Origin of the sequence: Marinobacter sp. UBA5687, assembly GCF_002420325.1 — a bacterium.
Lineage (GTDB): Bacteria > Pseudomonadota > Gammaproteobacteria > Pseudomonadales > Oleiphilaceae > Marinobacter > Marinobacter nauticus.
Genome location: NZ_DIHV01000005.1, coordinates 1 through 13,943, shown reverse-complemented (window position 1 = coordinate 13,943; position 13,943 = coordinate 1). Strand labels below are relative to the sequence as shown.

The following is a 13,943-nucleotide window of genomic DNA, read 5'->3' as shown; positions in this document are numbered from 1 at the left end:
CAGAGAACGAAAGCCGTAACTTCTCATAGGGAACAACCGAGCAATGAACAACACGGAACAGCAATTCCTCAAAGCCCTGGACGACAAACTCTGGAAAGCCGCCGACAAGCTCCGCGCCAACCTGGATGCCGCAAACTACAAGCACGTGGTACTGGGCCTGATCTTCCTGAAATACGTCTCCGATGCCTTCGAGGAGCGCCAGGAAGAGTTGCTGGAGCGGTTCAAGGATGAGAACGACGACATTTACTACCTGCCGCCGGAAGACTACGACGGCAACGAGGACTACCAGCAAGCCCTGCTGGAAGAGCTGGAAGTATTAGATTACTACCGCGAAGCCAACGTGTTCTGGGTACCCAAGCCGGCCCGCTGGAGCACCCTGAAAGAGAAAGCCGTGCTGCCTGTGGGCACCGTGCTCTGGCAGGACGATGCCGGGAACGACGTAAAGCTGCGCTCCGTGTCCTGGCTGATCGACAACGCCCTGGAAGAAATCGAGAAGAGCAACGCCAAGCTCAAGGGCATCCTCAACCGCATCAGCCAGTACCAGCTGGACAACGACAAGCTGCTGGGCCTGATCAACACCTTCTCCGACACCTCCTTCACCCGGCCGGTATTCGAGGGCGAGAAGCTGAGCCTGCACAGCAAAGATATCCTCGGCCATGTGTACGAATACTTTCTGGGCCAGTTCGCCCTCGCCGAAGGCAAGCAGGGCGGCCAGTATTACACCCCCAAGAGCATCGTCACCCTGATTGTCGAAATGCTGCAACCCTACTCCGGCCGCGTATACGACCCGGCCATGGGCTCCGGCGGTTTCTTTGTCTCCAGCGACAAGTTCATTGAAGAACACGCCAGCGAACAACACTACGACGCCAGCGAGCAGAAGAAACACATCTCCGTGTACGGCCAGGAATCCAACCCCACCACCTGGCGTTTGGCCGCCATGAACATGGCCATCCGGGGCATCGACTTCAACTTCGGCAAGAAGAACGCCGACACCTTCCTGGACGACCAGCACCCGGACCTGCGCGCCGACTTCGTGATGGCCAACCCGCCGTTCAACATCAAAGACTGGTGGAGCGAATCCCTGGCCGACGACGTGCGCTGGAAGTACGGCACCCCGCCCAAAGGCAACGCCAACTTCGGCTGGATGCAGCACATGCTCCACCACCTGGCACCTACGGGCAGCATGGCCCTGCTGCTGGCCAACGGTTCCATGAGCTCTAACACCAACAACGAAGGCGAAATCCGTAAACGCCTTGTGGAAGAAGACCTGGTGGAATGCATGGTCGCCCTGCCCGGCCAGCTGTTCACCAACACCCAGATCCCGGCGTGTATCTGGTTTCTGACCAAAGACAAAGCCAACGGCATGGTGCGCAACGAGAAAAAGCGCGACCGCCGGGAAGAGTTCCTGTTCATCGACGCCCGCAACCTGGGCTTCATGCGGGATCGGGTGCTGCGGGACTTCACCAATGAGGACATCGCCAAGGTCGCCGACACCTTCCATGCCTGGCAGCGCGGCGAGGGTTATGATGATGTCGCCGGCTTCTGCAAATCCGCTAGCCTGGATGAGATCAAGAAGCATGATTTTGTGCTGACGCCGGGCCGTTATGTGGGCGCTCAGGAGCAGGAAGACGACGGTGAGCCTTTTGCTGACAAGATGGCGCGATTGACCGGACAGCTGCGGGAGCAGTTTGCTGAGAGTGACCGGCTGGAGGCTCAGATCAAGCGAAACCTCGGGGGGCTGGGGTATGAACTCTGAGCGTCCTCTGCAAATGAGGCCATCGCTATGAGTCGCTACGACATTACCGGCAGCGAGGGCGAGTACCAGCCGGGCTCCAACAACAAAGTGTTGCGTAATCTTCCCGGCATTACCGACCCGGAAGAAATGAACATAGCAGAGACAGACCTGCTTGAAGAACTCTACCTACAGGTATTCGACAATTTCCCGGAAGAGCTCACCTTCGAGACGCTCTGCCAGTGGCATCGTGCCTGGCTGGGTAATGTGTATAGCTGGGCAGGCCAGAGTCGTACCGTTGATATGTCCAAGCCGAACATCCGGTTTGCGTCACCGGTCCAGATTCCAAAGCTGGCAGAGACATTTGAAGCGCGCTATCTCTCCCGTTTTTACGAGCTTCCCGAGATGAGCGACGAAGAACTGGTCGCTTTCCTCGCCGAAGTGCATGTGGAGTTCATCCTGATTCACCCTTTTCGGGAGGGCAACGGGCGGATATCGCGATTACTACTGGATGTAATGGCCACCAAGGCCGGTGCCGAGCCGCTCGACTACAGCCTTTGGGATGAACACAAGGACTTCTACTTTAAAGCCATTCAGGCGGGGCGAGACGGAGATTATCAATACGTTGAACGCCTGATCCGGGACGTTCTGGAGGCACAGCAGTGAGCCTTTTTATCGTGAATCAGGAGGCCAACGCTAACTTTCTGGTGCGGCGCGCGCGGGATTTCAAACGCTTCTCGATAACCTCGGTACGCTCACCGGTTTCGATGGCGCTTGAGCTGGCGACAGCTCGCAGGATGCTGGCGCGGGAAACTGATACCTTGTCTGAGCTTTTTTTACGGACCATGGGGCGACTCCGGAACGAAATGATCGGTGAAATTATAACACTTGCCAGACATACCGTCGCCTCAGGAGTTGCCCAGCTGCCTGTTGGGGGATTACTAATAATCCGACGAATGATGACTCAGGAGCTTTGGGGACAGTCTGCTGAGAGCGACCGGCTGGAGACTGAGATCAAGCGGCATCTTGGGGGACTGGGATATGAGTGCTGATCAGTTTCCTTCGCACTGGCAATTGTTGCCTCTATCTGAAGCCGTGGATGCGCTGATTGATTACAGAGGAAAGACACCCCGGAAAACGAACCACGGGGTTCCTTTGGTCACAGCCAAAATCGTAAAAGGCGGAACGATTCTGCCTGCAACAGAGTACATTGCAGAGGAAGATTACGATTCTTGGATGGTTCGAGGGCTTCCCAAGGCAGGTGATGTTGTAGTAACCACAGAGGCTCCACTTGGCGAAGTCGCACAGTTGGCAAACGAGAATGTGGCACTAGCACAGCGCATCGTTACATTGCGAGGTGCCGAAGGCCTTCTACAAAACGATTACCTCCGTTATGTCATGCAAGGCGCTTACATTCAGGGACAATTAGAGTCTCGAGCAACTGGCTCTACCGTCAAAGGTATCAAGCAAAGTGAACTGCGGAAAATCATACTGCCGATTCCGCCTGAACATGAACAAATTAAGATCGCCGGCCACCTTAGGGCCTTGGACGACAAAATCCAACTCAACCACCAAATCAATCAAACCCTCGAACAGATGGCCCAGGCCATCTTCAAAAGCTGGTTTGTCGATTTCGACCCGGTCAAAGCCAAGATCGCCGCACTGGAAGCCGGCGGCAGCGAGGAAGAGACCCTGCTCGCCGCCATGCAGGCCATTTCCGGCAAAGGCGAGGCACAGCTAACCCGCCTCCAGGCCGAACAGCCCGAGCAATACGCCGAGCTCCGCGCCACCGCCGAGCTGTTTCCGTCGGCTATGCAGGATAGTGAGTTGGGGGAGATTCCGGAGGGGTGGGCGGCTCGGCCGTTTGGAGAACTCTTGGAAAAAACTATCGGCGGTGATTGGGGTAAGGAAGAACCCGACGAGAAACACACGGAAATGGTGAAGATACTCCGTGGCACTGACCTACCAAATATTTATGCCGGCGATGACGGGAAAGTACCTACGCGTTACGTTGAACCCAAGAAGCTCAAGACGCGCAGCCTCAAACCAGGTGACATAGTCATAGAAGTTTCCGGAGGAAGTAAAGGACAACCAACAGGTAGATCGTTGTTTTTGACCTCTCGCCTTCTGAAGCGGCTAGGTACATGCGAACCTGCCAGTTTCTGTCGGCTATTTCGCCCCAAAGATCAAGAAACAGGGCTGCTTCTCGGCCTGCACCTTCAGCATATATACGCAGAAGGCAAAACTTGGCTTTACCAGAACCAAAGCACTGGCATCAGTAACTTTCAAACAAAGATATTCCTCGAGCATGAATTGGTCGCTACGCCGCCAGAGACGGTGATGCACGTCTTCTACAAACGTGTCATCCCACTTATCAACAGGATTCACGGTGATGAGAGCGCAGTTCTTGCCGCACTTAGAGACTCTTTGCTCCCCAAACTCTTGTCCGGCGAACTCTCCATTACCCGCAACCTGAGTGAAACTGCGAGTGAATCGCTGACAGCAGAGCAGGAGGCAACTTGATGGAACTCTGGCTAACCCGAGCAGGATCTCATGGCGAGTTCGAACAAAAGTTCCTGGACGAAGGCCGAATCTATCTGACCTGGGACGAACTGGGTGAAGATCTGTCGAAACTGGATAACCGGCAGTCCCTTCTGGAACTCCTTGAGCAGACTTACCCGAATGAAAAGCTGAAGCGATTACAGAACCACAGCAGCCAAATCTGGCCGTTCGTCAAAACGATGCAAGCCGGTGACTGGGTGGTGCTCCCCTCCAAAAAACAGCCTGTGGTGTATGTCGGGAAGATAACGGGGGACTACGTTCATAACGCCAAAGGCCCGGATCCCTTCTTCCACTGGCGATCCGTCGAGTGGTTTGGGCAGGAGATCCCCCGCTCTCACTTTGGGCAAGACCTGCTCTACAGCTTCGGCGCGTTCATGACTATCTGCCGCATCAGGCGCAACAACGCATTGCTACGCCTGCAAGCCATGCACAAGTCTGGCTGGCAGGCTGAGAACACCAAGTCAGTGATCCAGCACACCGGCCAGCCCACTAACCACGATGCCGATGATGTATCCGATGATGACGGCTTCGATTTCAATCTGGCAGACCTGGCCAAACAACAGGTGGTCAGCCTGATTGAACAGAAATTCAAAGGCCATGAGTTAACCCGATTAGTCGGCGCCATACTCAAGGCACAAGGCTACACCATTTGGCAAAGCCCCGAAGGCGCGGACGGAGGTGCAAATATTCTGGCTTCCAATGGCATGATGGGCTTCGGCAGCCAAACCATCTGTGTGGAGGTGAAGTCCGGCACTGGAACGGTGGACAGGCCCACTGTGGACAAGCTCTTGGGAGCCATGTCGAAGTTCAACGCCGACCATGGTCTGTTTGTCGCTTGGGGCGGGTTCAAACAGAATGTGCAGAAGGACATGGCCAGCAGCTTCTTCCGTCTGCGGTTATGGTCTCAGGATGACTTGCTGGATGAGTTGTTCGCGGTATACGACAAGCTGGACGATGAGCTAAAAGCCCAGCTGCCACTAAAGCGAGTCTGGACGGTGGTTGCGGCGGATGACTGAAGCTTGGATTACTGGCGAGAAAATGAGCAATATGCAATAAATGCATATTGCCGAATCAGACGAGCCAGGAACTGCTAAAGAATCCTTAGGCGTTCAGTTGTTGCAAATCTAGCAACAACTGCCGGAACAAAGAAGCGGGAACTCTCCGGTATTTCCGGAACGTTCGATCAGCGACCAAACGCACAGGTTCGAAACCGGCAACCACCGAGGTTCTCTCGGTAGTTGCGCCACTTGCATCGAAGATCCGAAAGAACACTGGTTCCATTCAGGAACCTATGGCTAGAGAAAGTCCGCATACTCTCGAAGCTTTGAAACCGTTTGAGGTAACTGCTGCTTTTGCAGGGTTGCCAGGAAGATTTCGACACTGAGCGGTGGATTTTTCAAGTCCGTTTATGCCAGCCGCATCAGCGCATCCCGCAAGGGGGCGGGATAGAGTACGCAGGCATCGTAGACGACGGTGAACTTGCTCATTGCCTGTCAGTACCCCATTCCCTCGTTCTGTGACAGTTCGGCCAATTCATCCAGTGTGGCCTGCCGTTGACGATCGATCTGTTCCTTGTAGCTCAACACATCCTGCAACTTGACCCGCCGATGCGCACCCACCTTCCGGAAGGGTATATCACCCGCCTCCAGCAGCCGAACCAGAAAGGGGCGGCTGACGTTCAAGAGGTTGGCCGCATCCTGTGTGCTGATTTCCTGATGATAGGGGATCAGGCTGATGGCATTGCCCTGGGATACTTCCGCCAGCATGTCCAGCAGAATTTGTAGCACATGCCCCGGAAGCACCAGCTCGTCAGCTTCGCCGTTGCTACCACGCAGAGAGAGCTGCACACGATCCACATCGGCGTATTTGGACAAGGTGCGGCTGGAAAGCTTGGCCTGTTCCACCTCGGCCGCCGTCGGCAAATGAACAATTTTCTGAGCAGACATTGCATGCCCCCTTAAAATAAACAACAAACACTCGACCCATATTATGCTTCCCAGACGAAATAAACGAAACAAACGAAATAGACGATTTTATTCTAAGCGCATACAGACTGTGGCTGTTTAGCCAGCTATCGACCATACTCTGGCCAAGCCTGTTGAAATTGCGTGTGTTTTCTTTGGCGGTAAGCTTTGAATAAATCCGGTTAAGTAAGGAAGTACGGAGTGACGGAAGATCAGCTGGAACAACAATGCCTGGAATGGTTTGCCGAAGGCGGTTGGGAGATCGCCCACGGGCCTGACCTGGCACCGGAGGGCGAAGCCCCGGAACGCGCCGATTACCGGCAGGTATTGTTGCTGGCGGATCTTGAGGCGGCCATTCACCGCATCAACCCTCACCTGCCCCAGAGCGCCGTTGAACAGGCTGTGGCGGTCGTCCGCAAACCGGAAAGCCTGGATGTGGTGGTCAGCAACCGGGCCTTCCACCGCCTGCTGCTGGACGGCGTTCCCGTTGAGTACAAGCGCGACGACAAGGTGATCCACGACCAGGCCTTTCTGGTGGATTTTGGTGACCTCACCGCCAACCGCTTTCGTGCCATCAACCAGTTCACCCTCGAAGGCTCCAAGCAGCTCCGCCGGCCGGATGTGATCTGTTTTATCAACGGCCTGCCCCTGGCAGTGCTGGAGCTGAAGAGCCCCGGTGCCGAGAACGTGAACATCTGGGATGCCTACAACCAGATCCAAACCTACAAAGACGAATGCTCCGATCTGTTCGCCTACAACGAGGCGGCGATTATCAGCGACGGCTATCTGGCCCGAGTGGGCTCGCTAACCGCCAGCCAGGAACGCTACATGCCCTGGCGCACCATCAAGCATGAGGACGACAAGCCCCTGCTGGAATGGCAGCTGGAAACCATGGTGCGGGGCTTCTTCGACCGGGAGCTGTTTCTGGATTACATCCGCTACTTCGTGATCTTCGAAACGGATTCCGACAAGCTGATCAAGAAGATCGCCGGTTACCATCAGTTCCATGCGGTGCGTGAGGCGGTTCGTGCAACTGTGATTGCCGCTCGGGATATGAGCGGCGATGGTATCAGCGAGAAGCGGGCCACCTACGGCGACGAGGTTCAACCCGGCAGCAAAAAAGCTGGCGTGGTTTGGCATACCCAGGGCTCCGGCAAGAGCATTTCCATGTGCTGTTACGCCGGCAAGCTGCTGCAGCAGCCCGAGATGAACAACCCCACGCTGATTGTGGTCACCGACCGTAACGATCTGGATGGCCAGCTGTTCGCCACTTTCAGCGCCGCCCGGGAATTGTTGAAGCAGGAACCGGTGCAGGCCGATGACCGGGATACCCTGCGCCGCCTGCTGTCAGAGCGGGAATCCGGCGGTATCATCTTCACCACGGTTCAGAAATTCGCCCTGCTGAACGACGAATCCGGCCACCCGATTCTGAACGACCGCCACAACATCGTGGTGATCTCGGACGAAGCCCACCGCAGCCAGTACGGCCTGAAAGCCACCCTCAAGAAAGACGGCACCTACAAGTTCGGCTACGCCCGCCACATGCGCGATGCCCTGCCCAATGCCTCGTTCATCGGCTTTACCGGCACCCCCATCGAGAACGAGGACAAAGACACCAGGGCCGTATTCGGCGATTACGTGTCCATCTACGACATTCAGGATGCGGTGGACGATGGTGCAACCGTGCCCATCTTCTACGAATCCCGCCTGGCCAAGCTGGACATCAACCGCGAACAGATCGAGGAGCTGTCCGATCAGGTGGAGGAAGTGGTTGAAGACGACGAAGACGTTGGCAGCCGCGAGAAAACCAAGGGCGAATGGAGCCGGCTGGAAAAGCTGGTGGGTGCCGGCCCGCGACTGAAGCAGGTGGCGGAAGACCTGGTGAACCACTTTGAAACCCGCTCCAGCACCATAGACGGCAAGGCCATGATTGTGGCCATGAGCCGGGAGATTGCGGTTCACTTGTATAACGAGATTGTCGCCCTGCGCCCGGAATGGCACGACGACGATCCGGAGAAAGGCGCCATCAAGGTTGTGATGACCGGCTCCGCCTCTGACCGGGCCCTGCTGCAACCGCACATCCACAACAAGCAGACCAAGAAACGGTTCGAGAAGCGCTTCAAGGACATCAACGATCCGCTCAGGCTGGTGATCGTGCGGGATATGTGGCTGACCGGCTTCGATGCGCCCTGCTGTCACACCATGTATGTGGACAAGCCCATGAAGGGCCACAACCTGATGCAGGCCATTGCCCGCGTAAACCGCGTGTTCAAGGACAAGCCCGGCGGGCTGGTGGTGGATTACATCGGCATCGCCAATGAGCTCAAGCAGGCCCTGAAAACCTATACAGACGCCAAGGGCAAGGGCTCCCCCACCCACAGCGCCGATGAAGCCTACGCCATCCTGCTGGAGAAGCTGGACATCATCCACGGCATGTTTGCGCCCGGCCCCAAAGGTAAGGGATTCAGCTACAGCGGATTCGAAACCGAGCCCCACAAGTATCTGGTGCCCACCGCCAACTACGTGCTCAGCCTGGAAGACGGCAAGAAGCGCTTCCTGGATACTGTGCTGGCCATGAACAAGGCCTTCTCCCTGTGCGCCACCCTGGACGAAGCCCAGGAACTTCAAAAAGAAGTGGCGTTCCTGTCGCAGGTGAAGACAGCCATCACCAAATTCACCAGTGTGGACAAGAAGCTGACCGAGGAAGAGAAGAACACCGCCCTAAAGCAGATCCTGGACAACGCGCTGGTCGCCGAAGGGGTAACCGATGTCTTCGCCCTGTGCGGCCTGGACAAGCCCAACATCGGGCTGCTCTCTGACGAGTTCCTGGAAGACGTTCGGCAGATGCCCTACAAGAACTTCGCCGTGGAGCTGCTGGAAAAGCTGCTCAAAGACGACATCAAGGCCAAAACCCGCAACAACGTAGTGCAGGAGAAGAAATACGCCGACCGCCTGCAGGAGACGTTGCGCAAATACAACAACCGGGGCATCGAAACTGCTCAGGTGATCGAAGAGCTGATCGCAATGGCCAAGCAGTTCCAGGCTGAAATGGAGCGGGATGCTGCGCTGGGCCTGAATCCGGACGAAGTGGCCTTCTACGACGCCCTGGCCAGCAATGAAAGCGCCGTGCGGGAGCTGGGCGACGAGATCCTGAAGAAGATCGCCGTGGAGATCACCGACAAGCTGCGCAAATCCACCACCGTGGACTGGCAGGTACGGGAGAGCGTGCGGGCCAAGCTTAGGATTCTGGTGCGGCGGACGTTGCAGCGGTACAAGTACCCGCCAGACAAGGCGCCAGCGGCGATTGAGTTGATTATGGAGCAGGCGGAAGCCTTATCTAACCACTGGACAAGGTGAGTAATGAATTACTATACCGAGGGATTCGAACGTAAGGTGAAACGCGGAATCGAGATCACTGCCGTCCCCTAGATCTGCCCGGCAGGGTTCTGGACGATTGGGTACGGCCACCTCTGCGACGCCGCATGAACCAGAGATTCAACTGAATCAAATCCCGGGCTGCAACTCCACCTGCACCTCTCGCGATTTGCCGGCCCGTTCCACGGACAAGACCACCACATCGCCGACCTTCCTGTCGTCGAGCCAGGCGAGCAGGTTGGCCACATCGTCGATCGCCGTGCCGTCGATGCGAACGATGCGGTCGCCGGGCACGATGCCTTGCGGGGTAATCTCGACCCCAGCGAGCCCGGCTTTGTGTGCTGCAGAGCCGGGGGTGACACGCAGCACGAACACGCCCTTGTTTCCGGTCAGTGCAAGCAGGCGCTGATTGAGCTGTTCGTCCACCTCGATGCCAAGCGCCGGGCGGATGTACTTGCCGGACTTGATGAGTTGCGGCACTACCCGCATGACGGTGTCCACCGGCACTGCAAAACCGATCCCGGCCGAGGCGCCGGAGGGGCTGTAGATCGCCGTGTTGATGCCGATAAGCCGCCCGGCCGAATCGAGCAGGGGGCCGCCCGAGTTGCCGGGGTTAATGGCGGCGTCGGTCTGGATCAGGTGATCAATAGCCGGGCCGCCCGCTTCTCCCGGTAACGAGCGGTCGAGCGCGGAGACGATGCCGGTGGTGAGCGTCCAGTCCAGGCCAAAGGGGTTGCCGATAGCAAACACTTTCTGTCCCACCTTGAGGTCGGCGCTGGTGCCGACCGGCACTGCAGGCGGGCGTTTGAAGCCGACGCCGATCTTGAGTACGGCGATGTCGTGTGCTGGGCTAGCCCCCACCAGTGCGGCCCGGTAGTCGCGGCCATCGGCGAGTTTGACGGTGGCTTCGGACGCGCCCTGGATAACATGGAAGTTGGTGACGACGTGGCCGGCGTCGTCCCAGATGAAGCCCGATCCCGTGCCACGGGGCACGGAGAAGACATTGCGCGTCCAGACGTCGCGCACCAGCTGCGCGGTGGTGATGTAGACCACCGATGCTCGGGATTTCTCGAACAGTTCGATGGTGGCCTGTTCGTCTGCGGCCAGATCGCCACGCGGCGTGACGGTGCGCTCAGCGGCTTCGCGCGGGCTGAACCAGGCTTCGATGGCGGGCAGGAACTGCCAGAACAGCATGAGTGCGGCAACGCACGTAGTGATGAAGAGCCACCGCCGGACGAATTGATCCGGAGCTGGGCGTTGTGGGTAAGGATCGGGGTAAGCCATGACGGGGGTTCCTTTCGAGTGATTTAGCGCCAAAGGCCGCTCAGGCCCCGGCGTGGTGGGCGCATCGGGGCGAACGACCTTGGTACGAGATATTCCGTTTGGAACGGCAGGGTCTGCGATGACTGAGGCGCCAACTCCATCAGGCGCGCGATACGATCCTCTGTCGTCGGATGCGTGCGCAACCAGGACGGTTCGGGATTGCCCCAACCGGGCAACATCCAGGCGCGCCACGAGCGGCTCACCCGTTCGATCTTCGCCAGCGCCGAGGCGAGTCCGTGCGGATCCCCCGTCAGCTCTACGGCCATCCGGTCGGCATCGAACTCTCGCACGCGTGACAGGCCCAACTGCGCGAGCAGTGCCAGTTGCGGCGAAGCGGCCAACAGCAGTAAGCCAAGCCAGTTAATTTCTACGGTACCGGCCAACAGCGCCGGCATACTGATCAGGAGCGTAATCTGACCCAGCAATGCCAGCAGGCTCGTGAGCCGGCTGATCGAATCAGCCAGACCCATGACACGCAGATCGTCTTGAGCGATGTGCGCGACCTCATGCGCCAGCACGGCTTGCAGTTCCCGGATACTCAGGCTGCGGAGCAGGCCATCAGTGAGGGCAATAGAGGCATGGCGTCGCGAACCAGTAGCAAAAGCGTTGACGATGCCGCTGGGCACATAGTGGGGAACCGGCGTATTCGGTAATCCGGCGCGCACGGCCAACTCCCGCAACAGCGACCAGATTGCGGGGGCTTCCTGGTAATGCAAGGGACGGGCGCCATAGAGGCGCAAGGTCATCGCAGGGGCGGCGACAGGCTCGATCAGCAGGGTCAATGCGCAGGTTGCCAGTGCCAGCCAAAGGCCAATCTCGCCGAACAGCAGACTACCAGCGGTTGCTGCGATCCCCACCAGGGTCAAAACCAGCAGCGCGGTTTGAAAGCGATTGAGCCAGCGGTGCCTCGACCTGGCATCGTGTCGATCGTCTAGACTATAAAGAGCCATGGTCCAATTGCTCGCTCATCCGGTCGTCGCGTTCACGCATGAGCCAATAGGTCAGACCCAAGGCCAGTATCGTCCCCGCCAGGGCGGCCACTTTGGCAGGATCAACGTCAGGGCCAAGGATGATGAACTTGCGGGCCAGTGCCAGGATCGCGATCAGAATGACGGTCTTGACCTGGATGATGCTTTCCTTACGCAGCGCCACTCTGACGATCGAATGTTTGAATTCCATCGCGATCAGGAGCGTCATGATCATGCCGAACACATTCTGGAATACCTTGTGATCCAGGGGATTGAAGGCATCGAGGACCAGCAGCGTGAAGACGATAGCGATGAGCTGGAACAGCGACACCACGATGATGACGGCAATGACCGCTGACAGAACGAGGGCGACGACCTGCTCGAAGCGCTCGTAAACCGTCATCAGCCGCCACTGGGAGCGCATCTCGTCAAGGGTCGTGTGGCCAGGTTCTTTAGGCATAAGCGTTGCTCTCTCTTTCAATGAAACGTTAATGGAACGGGGAGTGCGAGAAGACGACTCGATCAGCCTTTTGCACGTCAACCCTTTGTCCCGTGCATGGCATCAAGCCGGCTTCTGGTCTGGCGGCAGCAATCCCAGCAGATCCGCCTGCAAATGTTGCAACTTGTCGATGCCAGCCCTCAATGCCTCGACACGGCCGGCATTTTTCATTTCACTCAGGGTGTTCGCTAACTGCTGGATGCTCTGATGCAGGACATCGACCTGATCATCAGGGTCCTTGCCGAAGAACGTAGGGCGGCCACTTTGATCCCGCCAGTATTGGAGTGCTTCGGGTTGAGGCGGCACTTGGGTCTTACCTGACAGATAGTCGATCATCTGGGAAATCCAGACCCGGTGGTCGGCGTATGTGAACGGCACGGGCAGCGCGGAGCGACTGTCAGGTTTGAATCCCTTCCAGGATAAGGGTACCTGCCAGGTGTGTAGCCATTGCTCGAATTCATGCGCCGGCATCGGATGCCCGATGGCATAACCCTGGCCCCACTCGCATCCCAGACGCAGCAGCATTTCACCATGCTGAATGGATTCGACTCCCTCCGCGATGCAGTTTCTGCCAAACGACCTTGCCAGTGCCAGTAGCGCATCCAGGATGGCGATATCGTCCGGATCCTCGAGCATGTCGCGTATAAACCCCTGGTCGATCTTGAGCAGGTACGCGGGCAGGCGCTTCAGATAGGTCAGCGATGAATAGCCGCTGCCGAAATCGTCGAGGGCAAAACGCAATCCCATCCTCTCGCACAGCGCCATCAACTGAGACACTTGAACGAAGTCCTCCACGGCGCTGGTTTCGAGGATTTCCAGTTCAAGGTCTTGCGGCTGGACACCGGGATGTCGTGACAACATACCCCGTAGATGCATGATGAAGTCCGGTTGCAGCAAGTGCCGCGCACCGATATTCACGCTGATCGGGACATGAAGGCCGGCCTTGCGCCAAACTTCGATCTGGGTCAGCGCAGCCTCGATGGTCCATTTCCCCACGTCAATCCCGAGCGGATGGTTCTCAATGATGGGTATGAAGAAGGCAGGAGATAACAAGCCACGCGTCGGATGTTGCCAGCGGATCAAGGCTTCGGCGCCCAGCACCTCACCGGTGCGCATGTTGACCTTAGGTTGGAAGTAAAGCAGAAACTGCCCATTGGCAAGTGCATTCTCTATGCTGTCCAATCCTTCGTGACGGGTGCGCAGCGTACGATCCTTCTCCGTATCGAAAACGTGATATCGATTCTTGCCAGCTTGCTTGGCGAAATACATGGCCTGATCTGCCTGCCGCAGTAGTTGGTCGGCGTCGATGTCTTCGCCTTGCGGGTAGTAGCTCACACCGATACTCGCGCTCACTTCGCACAGTGCGTCACCAATCGGTACGGGCTGTGCCGCTACCTCGATCAGGCGATCAAGAATTGGTAGGCTGAAGGAGTTTTCCGGCAGATCGACCAGAACGGCGACAAACTCATCACCTCCAAGACGGGCCAAGGTATCGTCTTCGCGCAACACCTGCGTCATAC

General features: G+C 57.4%; 11 protein-coding genes. 5 read left to right on the top strand and 6 right to left on the bottom strand.

Going from position 1 to position 13,943, the window contains the following annotated elements:
* Positions 1-43: 43 nt before the first annotated feature.
* Together B3Y70_RS00335 and B3Y70_RS00330 are read left to right on the top strand one after the other, a co-directional pair.
* Complete coding sequence (locus B3Y70_RS00335; RefSeq protein ID WP_273031412.1) at positions 44-1,756, top strand: type I restriction-modification system subunit M; 1,713 nt, start codon at positions 44-46, stop codon at positions 1,754-1,756.
* A gap of 27 nt (positions 1,757-1,783) precedes the next feature.
* Entirely contained in the window at positions 1,784-2,398 is a 615-nt protein-coding gene (locus B3Y70_RS00330; RefSeq protein WP_273031410.1) for a Fic/DOC family protein, read from the top strand.
* Between the two features lie 16 nt (positions 2,399-2,414).
* Here the strand turns inward: B3Y70_RS00330 and B3Y70_RS00325 are convergent, their stop codons facing one another.
* A complete protein-coding gene (locus tag B3Y70_RS00325) occupies positions 2,415-2,579 on the bottom strand; it encodes a hypothetical protein (RefSeq protein WP_273031408.1) in 165 nt (54 codons plus the stop codon).
* Between the two features lie 194 nt (positions 2,580-2,773).
* On the opposite strand from B3Y70_RS00325, the gene B3Y70_RS00320 reads away from it, so the two are divergent.
* Together B3Y70_RS00320 and B3Y70_RS00315 are read left to right on the top strand one after the other, a co-directional pair.
* Complete coding sequence (locus B3Y70_RS00320) at positions 2,774-4,255, top strand: restriction endonuclease subunit S (RefSeq protein WP_273031406.1); 1,482 nt, start codon at positions 2,774-2,776, stop codon at positions 4,253-4,255.
* The gene (locus B3Y70_RS00315; RefSeq protein ID WP_273031405.1) at positions 4,255-5,310 is read left to right on the top strand and encodes a restriction endonuclease; all 1,056 of its coding nucleotides are present in this window, start codon (positions 4,255-4,257) and stop codon (positions 5,308-5,310) included. Before B3Y70_RS00320 ends, B3Y70_RS00315 begins: the two co-directional genes overlap by 1 nt.
* A 477-nt stretch (positions 5,311-5,787) precedes the next feature.
* Here the strand turns inward: B3Y70_RS00315 and B3Y70_RS00310 are convergent, their stop codons facing one another.
* Complete coding sequence (locus B3Y70_RS00310; RefSeq protein WP_273031403.1) at positions 5,788-6,240, bottom strand: helix-turn-helix domain-containing protein; 453 nt, start codon at positions 6,238-6,240, stop codon at positions 5,788-5,790.
* Positions 6,241-6,459: 219 nt separating this feature from the next.
* Here B3Y70_RS00310 and B3Y70_RS00305 point away from each other — a divergent pair, with 219 nt between their 5' ends.
* Positions 6,460-9,615, top strand: coding sequence for a type I restriction endonuclease subunit R (locus B3Y70_RS00305; RefSeq protein WP_273031401.1), 3,156 nt, complete (start codon positions 6,460-6,462; stop codon positions 9,613-9,615).
* 147 nt (positions 9,616-9,762) lie between these two features.
* Here B3Y70_RS00305 and B3Y70_RS00300 read toward each other — a convergent pair whose 3' ends face one another.
* The 4 genes from B3Y70_RS00300 to B3Y70_RS00285 all read right to left on the bottom strand — a co-directional run.
* Positions 9,763-10,917 (bottom strand): S1C family serine protease, encoded by a 1,155-nt coding sequence (locus B3Y70_RS00300; RefSeq protein WP_011786799.1) that lies wholly within the window; start codon positions 10,915-10,917, stop codon positions 9,763-9,765.
* A 23-nt stretch (positions 10,918-10,940) separates the two neighbouring features.
* Positions 10,941-11,906, bottom strand: a complete 966-nt coding sequence (locus tag B3Y70_RS00295; RefSeq protein ID WP_011786800.1) for a zinc metalloprotease HtpX — start codon at positions 11,904-11,906, stop codon at positions 10,941-10,943.
* Positions 11,893-12,384, bottom strand: a complete 492-nt coding sequence (locus tag B3Y70_RS00290; RefSeq protein ID WP_011786801.1) for a phosphate-starvation-inducible PsiE family protein — start codon at positions 12,382-12,384, stop codon at positions 11,893-11,895. Before B3Y70_RS00290 ends, B3Y70_RS00295 begins: the two co-directional genes overlap by 14 nt.
* Positions 12,385-12,486: 102 nt before the next feature.
* On the bottom strand, positions 12,487-13,943 hold a 1,457-nt coding region (locus B3Y70_RS00285), incomplete at its 5' end, for a putative bifunctional diguanylate cyclase/phosphodiesterase (protein WP_288589032.1).

What these genes read in the sequence shown, in the direction of transcription:
- B3Y70_RS00335 (WP_273031412.1), top strand. Translation starts at nt 44, where the DNA reads ATGAACAACACGGAACAGCAATTCCTCAAAGCCCTGGACGACAAACTC.
- B3Y70_RS00330 (WP_273031410.1), top strand. Translation starts at nt 1,784, where the DNA reads ATGAGTCGCTACGACATTACCGGCAGCGAGGGCGAGTACCAGCCGGGC.
- B3Y70_RS00325 (WP_273031408.1), bottom strand. Translation starts at nt 2,579, where the DNA reads ATGGTCCGTAAAAAAAGCTCAGACAAGGTATCAGTTTCCCGCGCCAGC.
- B3Y70_RS00320 (WP_273031406.1), top strand. Translation starts at nt 2,774, where the DNA reads ATGAGTGCTGATCAGTTTCCTTCGCACTGGCAATTGTTGCCTCTATCT.
- B3Y70_RS00315 (WP_273031405.1), top strand. Translation starts at nt 4,255, where the DNA reads ATGGAACTCTGGCTAACCCGAGCAGGATCTCATGGCGAGTTCGAACAA.
- B3Y70_RS00310 (WP_273031403.1), bottom strand. Translation starts at nt 6,240, where the DNA reads ATGTCTGCTCAGAAAATTGTTCATTTGCCGACGGCGGCCGAGGTGGAA.
- B3Y70_RS00300 (WP_011786799.1), bottom strand. Translation starts at nt 10,917, where the DNA reads ATGGCTTACCCCGATCCTTACCCACAACGCCCAGCTCCGGATCAATTC.
- B3Y70_RS00295 (WP_011786800.1), bottom strand. Translation starts at nt 11,906, where the DNA reads ATGGCTCTTTATAGTCTAGACGATCGACACGATGCCAGGTCGAGGCAC.
- B3Y70_RS00290 (WP_011786801.1), bottom strand. Translation starts at nt 12,384, where the DNA reads ATGCCTAAAGAACCTGGCCACACGACCCTTGACGAGATGCGCTCCCAG.